The sequence below is a fragment of the Actibacterium atlanticum genome (assembly GCF_000671395.1).
GTDB classification, from domain to species: Bacteria; Pseudomonadota; Alphaproteobacteria; order Rhodobacterales; family Rhodobacteraceae; genus Actibacterium_D; species Actibacterium_D atlanticum.
The window spans coordinates 145,806-160,999 of record NZ_AQQY01000004.1 but is presented as its reverse complement, the minus strand read 5'-3'; the positions used below and the strand labels follow the sequence as shown (position 1 = coordinate 160,999).

15 protein-coding genes and 1 tRNA gene are annotated in these 15,194 nt (G+C 53.5%); 7 read left to right on the top strand and 9 right to left on the bottom strand.

Translation table 11 applies throughout. The features are described 5' to 3' along the window. Window positions 1–29: 29 nt before the first annotated feature. The 6 genes from ATO10_RS08055 to ATO10_RS08030 all read left to right on the top strand — a co-directional run bounded on the left by ATO10_RS08055 (window position 30) and on the right by ATO10_RS08030 (window position 5,277). Window positions 30–106: transfer RNA gene (locus tag ATO10_RS08055), tRNA-Arg, on the top strand. A gap of 267 nt (window positions 107–373) precedes the next feature. Further along, window positions 374–1,462: a glycosyltransferase family 4 protein gene (locus tag ATO10_RS08050; protein WP_081806470.1), complete on the top strand. Its 1,089-nt coding sequence runs from the start codon at window positions 374–376 to the stop codon at window positions 1,460–1,462. Beyond that, window positions 1,459–2,388: a sulfotransferase family protein gene (locus ATO10_RS08045; RefSeq protein ID WP_081806469.1), complete on the top strand. Its 930-nt coding sequence runs from the start codon at window positions 1,459–1,461 to the stop codon at window positions 2,386–2,388. Before ATO10_RS08050 ends, ATO10_RS08045 begins: the two co-directional genes overlap by 4 nt. 11 nt (window positions 2,389–2,399) lie before the next feature. Then, entirely contained in the window at window positions 2,400–3,203 is an 804-nt protein-coding gene (locus ATO10_RS08040; protein WP_162174088.1) for a sulfotransferase family 2 domain-containing protein, read from the top strand. Beyond that, window positions 3,193–4,071: a sulfotransferase family protein gene (locus ATO10_RS15955; protein ID WP_051598035.1), complete on the top strand. Its 879-nt coding sequence runs from the start codon at window positions 3,193–3,195 to the stop codon at window positions 4,069–4,071. Before ATO10_RS08040 ends, ATO10_RS15955 begins: the two co-directional genes overlap by 11 nt. A gap of 9 nt (window positions 4,072–4,080) precedes the next feature. Then, window positions 4,081–5,277, top strand: coding sequence for a lipopolysaccharide biosynthesis protein (locus tag ATO10_RS08030; protein ID WP_155886722.1), 1,197 nt, complete (start codon window positions 4,081–4,083; stop codon window positions 5,275–5,277). Here the strand turns inward: ATO10_RS08030 and ATO10_RS08025 are convergent. The 7 genes from ATO10_RS08025 to ATO10_RS07995 all read right to left on the bottom strand — a co-directional run bounded on the left by ATO10_RS08025 (window position 5,274) and on the right by ATO10_RS07995 (window position 12,942). Continuing rightward, window positions 5,274–6,173: a hypothetical protein gene (locus tag ATO10_RS08025; protein ID WP_155886721.1), complete on the bottom strand. Its 900-nt coding sequence runs from the start codon at window positions 6,171–6,173 to the stop codon at window positions 5,274–5,276. The genes ATO10_RS08030 and ATO10_RS08025 overlap by 4 nt on opposite strands. 73 nt (window positions 6,174–6,246) lie before the next feature. Continuing rightward, window positions 6,247–7,461: an O-antigen ligase family protein gene (locus tag ATO10_RS08020; protein WP_081806466.1), complete on the bottom strand. Its 1,215-nt coding sequence runs from the start codon at window positions 7,459–7,461 to the stop codon at window positions 6,247–6,249. Then, a complete protein-coding gene (locus tag ATO10_RS08015; protein WP_051598034.1) occupies window positions 7,458–8,660 on the bottom strand; it encodes a glycosyltransferase family 4 protein in 1,203 nt (400 codons plus the stop codon). Before ATO10_RS08015 ends, ATO10_RS08020 begins: the two co-directional genes overlap by 4 nt. Window positions 8,661–8,746: 86 nt before the next feature. Continuing rightward, complete coding sequence (locus ATO10_RS08010) at window positions 8,747–9,661, bottom strand: hypothetical protein (protein ID WP_035250191.1); 915 nt, start codon at window positions 9,659–9,661, stop codon at window positions 8,747–8,749. Beyond that, window positions 9,661–9,927, bottom strand: a complete 267-nt coding sequence (locus ATO10_RS08005; RefSeq protein ID WP_035250189.1) for a spike base protein, RCAP_Rcc01079 family — start codon at window positions 9,925–9,927, stop codon at window positions 9,661–9,663. Before ATO10_RS08005 ends, ATO10_RS08010 begins: the two co-directional genes overlap by 1 nt. 173 nt (window positions 9,928–10,100) lie before the next feature. Beyond that, the gene (locus ATO10_RS08000; protein ID WP_035250188.1) at window positions 10,101–11,480 is read right to left on the bottom strand and encodes a phosphomannomutase; all 1,380 of its coding nucleotides are present in this window, start codon (window positions 11,478–11,480) and stop codon (window positions 10,101–10,103) included. A gap of 10 nt (window positions 11,481–11,490) precedes the next feature. Then, window positions 11,491–12,942, bottom strand: coding sequence for a mannose-1-phosphate guanylyltransferase/mannose-6-phosphate isomerase (locus tag ATO10_RS07995; protein WP_035250185.1), 1,452 nt, complete (start codon window positions 12,940–12,942; stop codon window positions 11,491–11,493). A 332-nt stretch (window positions 12,943–13,274) separates the two neighbouring features. Here ATO10_RS07995 and ATO10_RS07990 point away from each other — a divergent pair, with 332 nt between their 5' ends. Further along, complete coding sequence (locus ATO10_RS07990; protein ID WP_035250184.1) at window positions 13,275–13,970, top strand: DsbA family protein; 696 nt, start codon at window positions 13,275–13,277, stop codon at window positions 13,968–13,970. On the opposite strand, the gene ATO10_RS07985 is transcribed toward ATO10_RS07990, so the two are convergent. Continuing rightward, a complete protein-coding gene (locus ATO10_RS07985) occupies window positions 13,960–14,748 on the bottom strand; it encodes a ferredoxin--NADP reductase (protein ID WP_035250182.1) in 789 nt (262 codons plus the stop codon). The genes ATO10_RS07990 and ATO10_RS07985 overlap by 11 nt on opposite strands. Window positions 14,749–14,759: 11 nt before the next feature. Continuing rightward, window positions 14,760–15,101 (bottom strand): ferredoxin FdxA, encoded by a 342-nt coding sequence (gene fdxA, locus ATO10_RS07980; protein ID WP_035250180.1) that lies wholly within the window; start codon window positions 15,099–15,101, stop codon window positions 14,760–14,762. Window positions 15,102–15,194: the final 93 nt, after the last annotated feature.

Here is a 15,194-nt window from a genome sequence, read left to right as displayed (position 1 = left end):
ACAGACAATCCAGCAACAAAGATGCCAACGGCCCCGTGGCTCAACTGGATAGAGCAGCCCCCTCCTAAGGGGCAGGTTGCAGGTTCGAATCCTGCCGGGGTCGCCATTGTTCGCTGAAAAGTATGGCTGGAACACCAGACTTTAAATTGAAACGTGCACATTGCCGCTTTGATGGCTTGTTCTGAGCGCCCCAGCCAATCATGTAGTGATCATCAAATTGGCACACATAGGTGGGGCCAATCTAATACTGGGTGCACTTTGCCATCCTGATCCAAAAATTCCGGCTACACGACTAATTTGAGTTGAAGCTGGCGCAAAAATAGTTGCTTAAACATTTCGAATAGGACTGCTTTTCGAATTTAGGTTGAAATACATGACTTCATTGAAACCAATTCAGGTTCTTCATGTAAGTGAGACCGCCATTGGAGGGGTTGCAACCTATCTCAGAGCACTATCTGGTCTTGTAGCGGATGACCTGCAGCAAAGCTATTTGCTCCCTGAAAACCATGTTGATGGGCTTACAGAGTTATCGAAGGTAGAAACATACCCTGCCAAAAAACGGGGGCTTTCGAACCTCGTACAGTTCGGGAGGGCGCTCGTTCGGCGTTGCCGCACCAGCCCACCTCAGATCGTATTTTTTCATTCGACTTTCGCTCTTTTTGGGTTGGTTCTGTTACGTATAACCAATCGTAAGATTCGCACCGTGTATTGCTCTCATGGCTGGGCGATCTCGCGCTATCGCGTGGACAGCTTGAAAGGCCGTATTGTGCGAATTATCGAAGGCAAGCTTTGCGGGCTTGCTGATGTGGTTGTGAACGTGTCGACAGGGGATGAAGCTTTGGCCCGACAGCTTGGCTATTCGGGTCATCACATCACCATCGAAAATGCAGTCGAAGAGCCAGCTGAAAGTGCGCGGGATGATCTGTTTGCCGATGAGCCGGAAGCGATTCATCTTTTGTTTGTCGGGCGTTTTGACCGCCAGAAAGGTCTCGACATCCTTTTGGCGGCCTTTGCCGACGCGCATAAGGTTCGGCCAGATTTACGATTACATATCGTTGGGGCCACGGTGCGTGATGATGGCGCGCCGATTGAGTTGCCAGAAGGTGCAAGCCTGTCAGGTTGGGTTGAGCGTAACGCAATTGATGACTGGTATCGCTCGGCTGATGCGCTGGTAGTGCCATCCCGTTGGGAGGGGTTTGGGCTTGTGGTCCCGGAATCCCTGCGCAATGGAACACCCGCAGTGGTAAGCAATATCGGCGCACTTCCTACTCTCATCGCACATGGTGAGACCGGATATATCTTTGAGCTGGATCAGACAGAGTTATCCAAAACTTTAACGGCGCTCGATCGCGAGAGTCTGGCTGAAATGAAGCAGGCCTGCGAACAGGCCTATCTAGAGCGTTTCAATATTTCCCGCTTCTGGGATGAGATATCATCACTATTCAGAGGTTTGCTTAGATGACCCGAGAAACCTGGCTGCCTAATTTCTTTGTCGCGGGAGCCCCCAAAGCGGGTACTTCCTCTTTGCATCAGTGGATTGCAGATCATCCTGACGCAGTTGGCTCTACGGAAAAAGAAACGTACTTTTTTGTTGACCCTGATACCCATATGTATCGCCCCGAGGCCCATATTTCTAAAGGACTAGACACGTGGAGGGCGCAATTTCAAATTCCTGAGGGCGTAGAGCCCAAAGTGATCCTCGAGTCCACGCCTTCGTATATTTATTCTCAAACAGCGCTGCGAGAAATTCCCAACCTGCCCAGCCGGCCGAAGTGTCTCTTCGTTTTGCGCGAGCCTGTGGCGCAGGTGTACTCGCTCTACACCTACTTTCGCGACAACTGGAACTGGGTTCCGTCGGATATGAGCTTTGAGAGTTTCTTGCAGGCTGTTCGAGAGGGTAGCCACGACTTTAACGGCAATGAGCTTGCCCAGAATGCGTTGGCGAATGCGGCCTATGTCGACGTGCTTTTGCCCTGGCAACAAGCCCTTGGGCCTGACAGGATCATGGTGACAACCTTCGACGAATTGGTGCGTGATCAAAAGGCGTTGACCAAGCGCGTTGCAACTTGGATTGGCCTAGATGCTTCTTTCTATGATGACTATGCCTTCCCGCGGGAAAACGAAACATATGTGCCCAGAAACCGGGCATTGCAGCGGCTGAATGTTCGGCTTCGAAGCGCCTTGCCGAGGGGTAAGCTTTATCAGGCTGCGCGCGATGTGTACCGTCGGCTCAACACAACGAAGCCCACCGGCCCGACAGAAGGGGACAAAGCGGTCCTTGATGCCCTGAAGCACGAGTTTCACTCGGCAAACACGCGCCTTGAAGAGGCGTTTAATCTCAACTTGTCGTCCTGGAGTGCCGGGACAGATTTTTCGACGAAAAGCTGACGGAGACGAATGTGGGACTTGTGGACTTCGCAAAGCGCAGTAAAGGCAAGATTGAAGATCAATTGTTGCCGCAACGGTTCGTTTACCACCACATTCCTAAATGCGGAGGAACGTCCGTAGGGCGGGCTTTGCGCAAGCGCTATCTGCTTAGCCAGGCGACTGTGACACCTGAGTCGAGTTTTCGCGCTTTCGAGATTTTTACCGCGCGTAATGACCGCGAAAAAATGCTGATAGACGTTCTCGACCTGCGAGAGCAAATGCTGCTGTACCACCTGTTTGAGGATGTGCGCGGGGTCTCGTTACATGTCAGATTTTCAGAGATCGCGTATCAGCGGTTTAAGGATAACTACAAATTCGTGACCATGTTGCGCGATCCGGTAAAACGCTTCGTTTCCCATTATCACTGGAGCTATGGCAAACCCCAAGCCCATGCACGCATAGAAGATGACTTCGAAACATTCCTAGAGAGCCCCCGTGCCAAACGCATCGGCGCGACCTATGTCGAGTACCTTTGTGGCCTGCCTAAAGATGTGCCGACAGATTCAGATGAAGCGGTTTCGGCAGCGATTTCTAATCTTGGGAAGTTCTCTGTTGTTGGGGATATTTCCGACACCAGAAGCTTTGAGCAAGACATTCGAAAAGAGCTGGGTGTTCGGGTGAAAATCAAACATGAAAACAAAGGATCGAAGGCTTCTCGTTCCAGATCAGAGCTGGAGAATCCTGAATGGCGCGCGAAAATCGAGAGCCTCTGTGCGCCTGACATAGCTGTTTGGAAAGCTGCAAATGCCGTGCAGGGGGGGCGTGATGCCCAATAAGGTGAATCTATTCGTTTTGGGGGTACAGAAGTGTGGGACCACATCGCTTGCCGATTTGCTGAACGACCATTCCCAAGTATTCATTCCCTCAATCAAAGAGACATACTTTTTCAACGTCGACGCAAATTTTTCAAAAGGCTTTGATTGGTTTTCAGCTGAATTCTATGGCGTTCAGAAAGCCCAGCGCGCCAAATGGCGAGGTGACGCTACTCCGTTCTATTTGGGATCAAAAGAGGCGATTGATCGCATTGCGGAATACGCGGATAGCGATGCACGCTTTATCGTAATTTTGCGGGACCCCGTGAAGCGCGCCGTGTCGGCGTATCAACATATGCTACGCCTTGGGCATGAAACACTCTCTCTGCCTGAAGCGCTTAAGAAAGAGCATGAGCGCATTGAAGAGGCCCGAGCGAAAAATGATCGCTGGTGGCGGTTCGCCTACACAAAAGTGGGCTTATATGGCGAGCAGATCGCCTATGCGCAAACTGTGTTGGGGGCGGATAGGTTGTTGGTTCTACGCCAAGATGAGCTCCGAGATACACCCAACCTGCAGCAAAAGTTGAGTGACTTCCTTGATTTGAGTGCGCCATTTCCTGCGCGCGCAAAAACGAACTCAAACGCCGCCTCAATGCCCAGGTTCAAGCTGTTGCGTAATATTTTGACCCGCCCAAATGCACTGAAATCGCTTGCTCAAAAAATCCTCCCGCGAGAGTTGCGCACCAAAATCGGGGTGGGTTTGAATAAGTTGAATGCAAAGAAAGTCTCGCGCATAGAGATTGAGCCCGAACTTGAACAGGAAATGCGTGCTTTGTTTGCTAAAGATCAAGTAGCGCTCCATGAAATGGGGTTCTCGTCCCATCTCGACTGAGGAAGCTGCATGCGCCTGACAAGACAAATAGGCAGTCTTGGGACCGCCAATCTTATTTATCTATTGTGCCAACTGGGCGTTCTATCCCTTTTGACACAGCTCTCCGACTTGGAAACAGTTGCCGCATTCGGTTTCATAATGGCCGTTGTGCAGCCCCTCTATATGCTTTTGCGCATGGGGCTGCGCGCGAACCTTGCCACGGATGCGAAAAGAGAATTCAATTTTTCCACCTTCCTAACCATCCGAGTTGTCAGCGCAATTGTTCTCTTTGTGGCACCTCTGCTTGTCATTGCTCTTGTCAGGCCCGAGTATCTTGTCCTCGCTGTCCCAATCGCACTGATGAACGCGACCGAGTCTTTGTCGGATTTGTGCTACGGCGGCCTGCAGCGCGCAGGGCTTGTGCAGCTGGTTGCGCGTTCAATGCTCCTGCGTGGCCCCGCAGCGCTCTTGCTCTTCGGTATTACGCTCTATGTAACGCGCGATGCCCAGATTGCCTTTTGGGCGCAAACTGCAGTGTGGGTTTCAATTCAGCTTCTGCACGATTTTCCGGGTGTTCGCAGATCCGGGGAAACCATTGCGTTAGACCGTGATTGGGGCCGTATTGTTGCGTTGCTGCGCAACACGGCATTTCTTGGCCTTGGGCAATTTTTTGCAGCGCTCCAAACAAGTCTACCGCGGTTCTTTGTTGAAGCCATGTTGGGCACAACGGCGATGGCTTTTTTTACCGCTGTGTCGGTGCTTCAGCGCGCGACTATCAGTCTCTTCAATACTTTGGAGCAAGCGATTGGCTGGCGGCTCAGTCAAATTTGGGCCAGCGGCAATCGAGATCGCTTCTTTTCGATGCTTAGGAAAATGCTGGCGGTCGCCGTTGGGCTTGGCATTTTGGGCATGGGGCTGGCCTGGGCGATCGGGGAGCCATTTCTGGCGCTGTTCTTCGGCCCAGAATATGCCGCCGCTTATGGTCTGTTGATGTGGATTGCAGCCGCGATCAGTATGCGTTTGATTTCGAGCGTCGTACAAACCGCTCTCACCGCACAACGCCGTTTTGGCTCTTTTGGCACGGTTCAGACCATCGCTTTGATCGTGACTGTGCCCTTCACCTATCTTGGTATTCAGCTTTATGGGCTCGAAGGGGCGGGCATGGCCATCTTGGCGACTGTGACTCTTCGAACAGCTGTTTTCACCTACTTCCTGTTGCGAGACTAAGAAGCTTCAGGCCCTAAAATTTCCTGTTCGATATCAGCCGTGATCGCATCCACTTTGTGAATGTCTTCCTCGGTCAAGAGCTCGCGCCAGTACGAGTTGACCGCAGAAACCGACCGGCCCCAATCATGGGTGGTGTTGGCCGACGGACGGCTACGCGTGTCGGATTTCTTCGCAGCTAAGAGCTCCTCTGTCTTTTGAGTCTCGGTTAGGTCGAGCTTGGCAAGAAGCGACTCATAGCATCCGCGTTCATCGACGGCGAGATCGTCTGGAGAGACAAGATGAACACGTTCCACCACACCAGCTTGTACAAGCGGTAGATAGCACATGCGCCAAAGCAAGGCTGCTGACACAACACTGTCCGAAGCCTCTCCCAGATAAGACTCGATGACATCACATGCGCCGAAACGTTGCTGCCAACGCGGATAAAGCTCTACAGCTTTCGAGACCCAGCCCAGTCGTCGATAGCTTGAAGCATGCGCCTTGGCGCGCCGAATTGTCAGGACGACCGGGATGCCCGCCGCAGCCACATCCGCAGCCATGAAAATCGCGTGTGGGTCTTTCCAGATGACATTGTCCACCCCGAAAGACAATTTCGCTTTGCGATACGAGTGAATAGTCCGGCTGCCAAATACCGCGCGTTTCAGGGAGAAACTTTTACCGCGTTGCTGGGACTTCAGGCCGCCGCTTTTGAACCGGCGCAAGTCGTCGAACAGGACCGAGAGATCTTCGGCCCCTCCTTCGCCTTTCATTGGAAACCAATCTTGAAACCGTTTGAGACCTGTAGGCCCCAGCGGCTCGTATAGGGAAACGGTATTTTTTGCCGTTTCGAGCATATTCCCAACCGGTGTTGTTGCCGTTCGGGGGGCTCCGGTAACAAGGATGAGGTTACGGGTCATGATTGTATCGTCCTGTCACGTGATCGGTTGTCTTTGTGCCGAAGGTAAGATTTCAATCCGTAATAATGGCTCACTAGAAATGGCTTGCACTAAGTTTAAGTTTTTGCCCGCGTATCCGAATTTCGGAGGAAGTGAAAATGGCGAGCACAAGAAGAATCGACCAAGGATTTCCGAAGTTGAACGTGAGCGGCTCGCTGAGCCATGTGAACAGGCTAGCGACCATAACAGTGGTAAAGCACATTAAGACTCTGCGGGTACTGTCAGGCAAGTTTCGGTCGGCTAGTGCCTTAAAGTTTTTAAACATTTCGGAGACCCACAGAAATAAGACAATTGCTGTGCCTAGAATGCCCATGTCCAAAATAGAGTTTATGTAGCCGTTGTGTGCATTCACTGCTTCCAAGCGTGAATACTCCCAAAGCTCATGTTCATAGCCATCCCTTGAGCGGAAGCCGTGCCCAATAATGGGAGACTGCTGAATGCCATAGATGGAGGCTTCCCATGCATCAAAACGACCTTGGATATTCTTGTCAGTTGCATTGTAAAAGAAAGTCTCCGCTGCGTTGGGGTATATCCCGTAGAACAACCCAAACAGTATGAGCGCTATCCCACAGAGCCAGAGGCTAGTTGCGTATGTAATGCCCGTTGAGTTGCGTCGGGCTATACGGATTACATATGTAGCGAGAAAAATTATAATCATTGCGATGCCGGCAGATCGAGATGTAACAAAAATTACTGCCAGAATTGAGACGACCTTAGACGAAATTCGAAAAAACCGATTTGGGTCAGCGTAGGACAAGCAAAATATTGTCAGGCAAGATTTTGAGAAGATATTGGGTTGGATGCCCCCGAAGGTCGAGCCGTTGTATGGGAACACAATCATGATTCCCAGAACTACAAACATTACTACCCTGTTCGAGAGGGCAAGAGATTTTGAAAAATCTGCCTCTCTCACGACGGCCATGCTCATCAAAATGAATATCACCATCAGCACAGTATAGATCGCACTACTTTGCGGTTTGATCCCCAAGGGGGCCGTCAAAAAGGCCAGTAGGAAATACACGCCGCCCAAAATTATGACGTTCGAGCGGTTTAATTGGATAGCCTTGGCTAGTAGTGGGCTTGCTAGCACCAAGAAGGCTAGCAGCCCTCCGATCTGAAACATCGTCGCGATGCCGCTGGAGCTGATATAAACCCGCATAGACCAATTGGGCATGAGAGTGTAGGGCAAGACGACCAGCAAGACCATTGCCGCCAATGCATACCTAGGCAAAATGTGAACTAAATTCATGGCTGACTGATCTCGTGGTAAATCCGCAGTAGTTTCTCCAAATGTACCCGAGGAGTCATCGTTTCCAGAAGTGGTTGGCTTTCAAGTTCTTTCAGTTCGTCAGCCTTGCTCAGCGAGAGGGCTAAAGCCTCAATTGTCGGTTCTTTGTAGAGCAACCCGTTCACACCATGCTCGACACCTTCACTTGCGGCATTCCACTCTCCGCAGATGACCGGGACGCCGCGAGCGAGGGCCTCGAAAGCGACCAGTCCGAATGTCTCATACCAAAGGCTGGGAAAGACCAATGCCTTTGATTTTCCTATCCATTCCTGCACCTGTGCCGGGGTTTGCCATCCGGTAAGGATGGCATCGGGGTTGGCGGCGCGGATTTGATCGGCCTCGGCTCCGTCGCCGACGAAGACCGCTTTGACTCCCGCCTTTTTCGCGGCTTTAGCGAACATCAGCCCGCCCTTTTCGGGGTTCAGCCGTCCAATAAAGAGAAAGACATTGTTGTTTTTGAAGTCGACCTTTGGCGCGTCTGTTTGCTCAATCGGATTGGGCAGGTAATGCATGCGGGTGTTCGGCGACATATAGGGCGTCATGGCCCGACGCTGGGTCTCCGAAATATAGATCACATCTTTCAGCCCGCGCGGGATGCGCCCCGGTCCCCAGGTGGCGACTTGCCTGGCGACCCGCCACGCCTTGTGAGCCGGTTTGCGCACGTCGCAATTGGTGGTCAGGCAGTCAATGCCCAAAGCTTTGCGGGTGCAGATTTCATTTTTCTGATAGTCATAGAACCCGCCATTTGGACAGGCGAGGAAATACTCGTGCATCGTATAGATACTTGGCAGGGGGCCGTCGGTCAGGATGGGACCGACAGAGGGGGATAGCGCTTTGGCATAGCCATGCGCGTGCAGCACCGTTGTCTTCGGGTCAAAGCCCCCTATCTCCTGACGCAACCTGTGCGCAGCCTCTCTGTTCCATATTCCTCGACCCATGGCCCGCAAGCGATTGGTGTCGGACAGGATATCGGGCTGATTCAAACAGGTGACATCAATCTTGGGATGCTCCAGCGCTTCATCCGGTGGCCCACTGACTGCGAAGAATGTCACTGCGATCCCAGCGTCAGCCAGAAGGCGGGCACTGTCTATCGCGACTTTGGCTTGACCCCCGTTCAACTCGGCAAAGTCGCTAACGATAAAGACGCGCTCAATTGGCATTAATTAATCCGTGGATAAGGGCCTATACTTTGCCACGCTTTCTAAACTGAAAAAAAGCGAAAAATACAGCCCCTTTCCCCGCAGATCTAGGCATACAGCGCTATGCTTAAAATGTCACCAAACAGGTTGGGTGGCGACCAGGTACCACCGATCACTGTCGCAGCGATCTCAGTGTCAGAACCATCTGCGCGGCGCACTACGGCGGTATAGGTTCCGTCAGCATGTTCAAACGTCAACTGGTCCGCAGCGCGTACAGCGCCTTGAAAGTTGCCCGGGATGACGGTGCTGGCTTTGTTTTGGGCTTCGACCTGAGGATGAGCATATTGCATCGTCCCTGAGACCTCATGAATGCGTATCAATTCTGATGCCTCGCTCGAGATCAGAGCGCCGGACACGCTTACCCGCAAGTTGCCTCCCCCCAACGAAATCAGCTCTGCGGTGGCGCCGGTGTTGTCGACATCCTGACTAATTGTGGCTGACAGTGCAGAGGGGTCCACTGAACAGCGGACTCTGCCGGCGCCTGTTGTGCCGATCCCGAGCCATAGAGCAAAGCTATCGCTGTTCTCACGGATAACCATAGAGAGGTTCACTCCCTGCCCGACAGAAAGCGAGGAAATATCCACACCATTGAATTGAAGATAGCTGCCTGAACTAGAGCTGGAGACACTTGTAAATTCCATCCCACCAGCAGTTTCACCAACCTCAACAGTGTCGAGGTTGATGTAGGTTCTGTTCAAGGCATCGATCAAGTTAGTACTGCCGGCTTCGACCACGAGTGCGCGCCCAGCGACTGTCGGTACAAATCTCGGCATATCGACCGATGCTGTATTCAGGTTGCCCATCGTGTCAAACCAATGCGCCGTGCTGTTCCGCGACAACGACCATCCTTTGGTGTAGTACCCCGAGGAGAAATCCCAAACCGCCGTAGGGGTCTCACCACTGCGGAGAAACCTGGCCATCGGATTTGCTTGAAGCATCGTCATGTAGAGGCTGGTCTGCATTACCAGCCTCCGATCAATGAGCTTGCAGTCGTGCCTGTCGCATGAACGCGAACAATTTCCATCGCATGCCAGCCTGGCAAAATATTGTCGAAAGTCACCACCTGACCGCCGCCACTTGTAACCGTCAGACTGCCAGCGTTCGAGACGTGCACCCAGTGAGCCATCTCTGCAAGGTCATTGTTGTCGTCAGGGACAATTTGGAACAGGTGCCTCGGCCCACCTGCAGGGCGACGCGCTACCGTGGCGAAAGCATCAATTTGAGACATTTAGGTACCCCTTTTATTGGTCAGCAGGACGCTATCAAGAAGGAGTTAACGGATTTTAATGGGTGCGAACGGCCTTATTTTAAAGGGGTTTCTGATGCTCAGAACTCTGGTTTCCACCCCACCGACGGCCCGCATGGCCTGTAAGCAATCTCGCGCCAGCCTTGTACTTGAAACTACAAAATTATCCTAACAACGTGGCGATAGGCGTCTTGCACAAGTTGTAGGGCTTGTTCTTCGGATTGCGCTTGGGCGTAAACGCGGAATTCGGGCGCATTGCCCGAGCGGCGCAGGTGCAACACAGCCCCGCTTTCAAAGTTGACACGCAGACCATCTGTCATATCCGTCGATGCAATGGTGCCAAAAGGCGCAAAGAAGGCATTGCGGGCTTCGTCCTTGCCGATCAAGTCGTCCAGGAAATTCTGGGCTTTCGCCGGGTCTATATCCTGTACCCGATCCGCTGCGGTAAAACAGGCTGGTAAGGCGGCCACGATTTGGGCCACGGATAGCTGCGCCTGTCGCGCGGCCACCAAGGGGGCCAAGATTGGTAAGATGCAATCCCGGGTGGGCAGGGGGGGCAAATTGCCCTCTAGCGCGGCTTCGAAGCCAAGAAGAAACCCGCCATTCGCTTCAAAACCGACGACTTCGGTATGACTTGCCTCGGCCATTTCTGCGATCACAAAGGGTGATCCGATCCGGGTCAGTCGCACGTCCTCGAACTCGGGCGAACGGCGCACCATATCGTTAGACGAAACCGGAGTTACAACGGACTTCGCGCCCAGAAACTTTGCGGTTAGCACGCCCAGAATATCGCCGGGGACAACCTTGCCGGTTGCGTCGGTCAGCATGGGGCGATCCGCGTCACCATCGGTCGATGCGATGGCATCCAGCTTGTGTTCCGCACACCAATTGCACAGTTTCTTGCGCGTGTCCGGATCAACTGCTTCTGTGTCGACGGGAATGAACGTATCAGAATGGGCTAGCGGTACGATCTGGGCGCCCAAGCCGGTGAATACATGCTCCATCGTATCGCGTGCCACAGATGAATGGCGATAGACACCAATCTTCAAACCTTCCAGAGCGCGCGGGCCGAAGGCCTCGGTATAGCGGCGAACATAGGGCGGTTCAGCGTCTAGCTTAGAATAGTTGCCTTCAGCCGCCCCCGCGAACCGAACCCGTGCTATGTAGGCGTCATTTATCGCAGCTTCGTCGGCTTTCGAAACTTCACCATCCGCAAGATAGAACTTCAAACCGTTCCGATCTGCGGGGATGTGGCTGCCGGTCACCATGATCGCGGGGGATCTAGCAGCCATTGAAGACAGTGCCAAAGCCGGCGTTCCAAGTGCGCCGCAGTCTTTTACATCCACTTTGGCTGCCTGTGCCGTTTCAGAAATCACGCGGGAAATATGCAAGGAAGAAGGGCGCAGATCACGCCCCACAAAGAGCGTGTCACTCTCTACGGCGCACAGAAATGCATGGACATAGTCCGCAATCAGATCATCCTTGAGCTCAGTCACAAGCCCGCGCAACCCACTTGTGCCAAATTTGGGAGCCATGGCGTTTAATTTACCCCCTCGCGCTTTGACCGCGCGCATATAAGTCTTCGTAGCGAATGATGTCGTCTTCGCCGACGTATGCCCCAGTTTGGACTTCGATCAGAACCATTGGAACTTTGCCGGGGTTTTCCATCCGGTGAACGACGCCTAGTGGGACATAAACCGACTGGTTCTCGGTCACCATCTGGACCTTTTCGCCCACGGTCACGCGGGCGGTACCCTCCACCACGATCCAGTGTTCAGAGCGGTGGACGTGGCTTTGCAGGCTCAGCGCTGCACCGGGGTGAACGAGAATGCGTTTAACCTGAAAACGTCCGCCAATCACAAGGCTTTCAAACCAACCCCATGGGCGATGCTCTTTCGGGAAATGGGTCGCTTGCTGCGCTCCTTTTCCTTTCAGGGCGGATACCGCTTGTTTGACGTCTTGCGCACGCGACATGTCCGCAACAAGCACTGCATCGTTCATCGCAATGGCCATAACGTTTTTCAGACCAATACCGACCACTTCGACGCGCTCGCTGTCTGATCGGATCAGGCTGTCCTGACAATCAATTGCTGTTGCATCGCCCGAGGTTACAACGCCATTGCAATCAGGGCCCGCATCGCGCCAGACTGCATCCCAGCCGCCCAAATCCGACCAACCGCCAATAAACGGGACAACCGCCAAGTTGTCTGCTTTTTCCATTACGGCATAGTCAATCGAAATGTCGTCGGCCTGCGCCCAGAGTTCAGGGGTCAAACGCAGGAAGCCAAGATCTACCTCTGCGGTCTTCACGGCTTGGGAAACTGGCCCTACCAGGCTTGCTGCGTAGGTATTGAAGGCTTCGACGATGTCTTTGGCTTTAAACAGGAAAATCCCGGCGTTCCACATGAAGTTTCCAGCCGCCAACATTTCGGTGGCGCGGGTCACGTCAGGTTTTTCCACGAATTTTTTAAGGTCAACTGCAGCGCCTGATCCATTTGGCGCGGCCGTCAGCTCCAGATAACCATAAGCGGTTTCCGCATGGGTCGGTTTGATCCCAAAGGTGACGATCTTACCGTCGTAAACTGCCTCCAGGCCTTGCGCAATAGCTGCATGAAAGGCCTCGACGTTGGGCACAACGTGATCTGAAGGAGCGACAAGCATGATCGCCTCAGCGTCGCTTTCGGCCAGATGCAGGGCTGCCGCTAAAATAGCCGGTGCAGTGTTGCGCCCCTCGGGCTCGATCAAGATAGCCGCTGGATCGACACCAACGGACGACAGTTGTTCGGTTACGATGAAGCGAAAATCTGAATTGGTCAGGATTGTTGGGCGCGCAAAGCTGAACGCCCTCTGCGCGCCGCTAAGACGGGATACAGATGCCTGAAACAAGGTTTCGGAGTCGACCAGAGGAACAAATTGTTTTGGATAGCTTTTTCGGGAAAGCGGCCAAAGCCGTGTACCAGAACCACCGCACAATATAACGGGATTGATCAAAGACAACTCAAGTCCTCCATAAGGCGATACATCCCTATTAAATACAATTATTGATAGTTGTGAACTAACCTTAAGCAACAGTCATGCGTCAAAACCGCTGTTTTCCATCCGGTGACGGTCCGAAACGCTTGTTTCAGGGGCTCTGGCGGTTGCATCAGGATTTACCCTTTCACGAGGCGCCAGCTTGTCGACGACACAATCTTCATCAGTCCGATGCCTCTTTGGTCATTTAGACGGCGAAAAGGATCACAGTCCTGTGAGAGTCCTGAGGTCTTGGCACGCGCAAGTCGTGCTATGGCGGGCCTGTCGATAGCCTGCCCAAAGTACAAGGCGAAACGATGCGATATATCTTCCCCATTCTTGCCCTAATGGCGACCCTGGCTCAGGCCAAGGCGCACGAGCCGAATCTTGATGCCCAAATCAGGAATTACATCCTCGAAAACCCAGAAGTTATCCTGGAAGCGTTAGAGGTGTTGTCCGCGCGCGAACAACGTATGGCGCTGCGAGAGAAACTCTCATCCCATCGCCAGATATTTGAGGACCCGCCAATTCTGGGGATCGGGCAGGTTGACGCCCCCGTCCGCGTGGTCGAATTTTTCGACTATCGCTGTGCGCCATGCAAAGCGATGCACCCGCCGCTAGAAAAGCTGGTTGCAGCCAACCCCGATGTGCGAATCGAGATGCGGCAACTGCCGATCTTGTCGCCCGGTTCAGAGCGAGGAGCGCGTTTTGCCCTTGGGGTACAGGCGCTGTTGGGAAACGCCGCCTATGCCACGGCGCATCAGGCCTTGTGGACATTGCGCGGGCCGCTGAACGAAGCCAGCTTTAGACGGCTCGCCGAGGCCGAGGGCTGGGACTACGCCGCAATCGCCGTCGCAATGGAAAGCGATGCGGTGTCTGAACGCATCGGCTACAACCGCGACTTCGCGGTCGACATGGCGATTTTGGGCACCCCGGCCTTTGTCACGCCCGAAAGCGTGACCTTTGGCACGGCCGAGATCGAAGACCTAAAGGCGCTTTGGCTTAGTCAATAAACGCCTTTTCCACCACGAAATGTTTGGGGGCGGAATTCGCGCCTTCCTCAAGCCCGTGAGCTTCGCACAGGGACATTATGTCTTTGTTCAAGGCCAGATTGCCGCAGATCATTACCCGGTCTTCATCCGCGTTCCACTTGGGCAGGTCCAGCGCCTTAAACACCTGACCGTCGCGGATGTGGTCACTGATGCGCCCTTCATAGGTCGATGGTTCGCGCGTGGTGGTGGGATAGTATTTCAACTTATCACCAACCAGCTCGCCGATCAGCGGATCATCTGGCAAAGCCCCGACAATCTCTGTGCCATAGGCCAGTTCAGCCTTGGTACGGCAAGTATGTGCGACGATGACCTCATCATAGGCTTCCCAAGTTTCCGGGTCACGCAACAGCGACGCAAAAGGCGCGATCCCGGTGCCGGTCGCGATCATCCACAATCGTTTGCCCGGCAGCAACGCATCCAGCACCAGCGTACCCACCGGCTTAGGGCGCAGGATGATCTCATCCCCCGGTTCAATCTTTTGCAGACGCGAGGTCAGCGGGCCATCCGGCACTTTGATCGAATAAAACTCCAGCTCGTCATCCCAGCTGGGCGAAGCAATCGAATAGGCACGCAGCAGCGGTTTGCCGTCGTCCTTTAACAGACCGATCATCACGAACTCGCCCGATCGAAAACGCAGCGATTGCGGGCGCGTCACCCGAAAGGAAAAGAGCGTGTCGGACCAATGCTGAACCGAGGTAATCTTCTGCGCGTCGGGCATAATTTTGGCTGGAGCGTTCATGTCTGGCGTCCTTATACGGCCTGCTGAGCCGGGGTTTCCGAGAAGTGCGTTTCCAGTTTTCCGGGGGTGCCATCCATATCTTCGGCCTCGGCCAGAGGCTCTTTGGCTTCGGTAATCACTGGCCAAAGGGCGGCGTATTTGGCGTTGAAAGCCACCCACTTTTCCATATCCGATTCGGTATCGGCCCGGATTGCGTCGGCGGGGCACTCAGGCTCACACACGCCGCAATCGATGCATTCCTCGGGGTCGATCACCAACATGTTTTCCCCTTCATAAAAGCAGTCCACGGGGCAAACCGACACGCAGTCGGTGTATTTGCAGGCAATACAGTTGTCTGTGACGACATAGGTCATGGGCGCGTCTCCAATCTGGCTTCCCCCTTGATTGCCGCAGCGCAGCAGCCCTGTCCGTAAATTAATTGCTATTGATGGATTGGAAGTTTCGCG

Coding starts and splice junctions, on each gene's coding strand:
- ATO10_RS08025 (WP_155886721.1), bottom strand. CDS start 6,173: ATGACCCGTAACCTCATCCTTGTTACCGGAGCCCCCCGAACGGCAACA.
- ATO10_RS08010 (WP_035250191.1), bottom strand. CDS start 9,661: ATGCAGACCAGCCTCTACATGACGATGCTTCAAGCAAATCCGATGGCC.
- ATO10_RS07985 (WP_035250182.1), bottom strand. CDS start 14,748: ATGAACGCTCCAGCCAAAATTATGCCCGACGCGCAGAAGATTACCTCG.
- ATO10_RS08015 (WP_051598034.1), bottom strand. CDS start 8,660: ATGCCAATTGAGCGCGTCTTTATCGTTAGCGACTTTGCCGAGTTGAAC.
- ATO10_RS08030 (WP_155886722.1), top strand. CDS start 4,081: ATGCGCCTGACAAGACAAATAGGCAGTCTTGGGACCGCCAATCTTATT.
- ATO10_RS08005 (WP_035250189.1), bottom strand. CDS start 9,927: ATGTCTCAAATTGATGCTTTCGCCACGGTAGCGCGTCGCCCTGCAGGT.
- ATO10_RS08050 (WP_081806470.1), top strand. CDS start 374: ATGACTTCATTGAAACCAATTCAGGTTCTTCATGTAAGTGAGACCGCC.
- ATO10_RS15955 (WP_051598035.1), top strand. CDS start 3,193: ATGCCCAATAAGGTGAATCTATTCGTTTTGGGGGTACAGAAGTGTGGG.
- ATO10_RS07990 (WP_035250184.1), top strand. CDS start 13,275: ATGCGATATATCTTCCCCATTCTTGCCCTAATGGCGACCCTGGCTCAG.
- ATO10_RS08045 (WP_081806469.1), top strand. CDS start 1,459: ATGACCCGAGAAACCTGGCTGCCTAATTTCTTTGTCGCGGGAGCCCCC.
- ATO10_RS08020 (WP_081806466.1), bottom strand. CDS start 7,461: ATGAATTTAGTTCACATTTTGCCTAGGTATGCATTGGCGGCAATGGTC.
- fdxA (WP_035250180.1), bottom strand. CDS start 15,101: ATGACCTATGTCGTCACAGACAACTGTATTGCCTGCAAATACACCGAC.
- ATO10_RS08000 (WP_035250188.1), bottom strand. CDS start 11,480: ATGGCTCCCAAATTTGGCACAAGTGGGTTGCGCGGGCTTGTGACTGAG.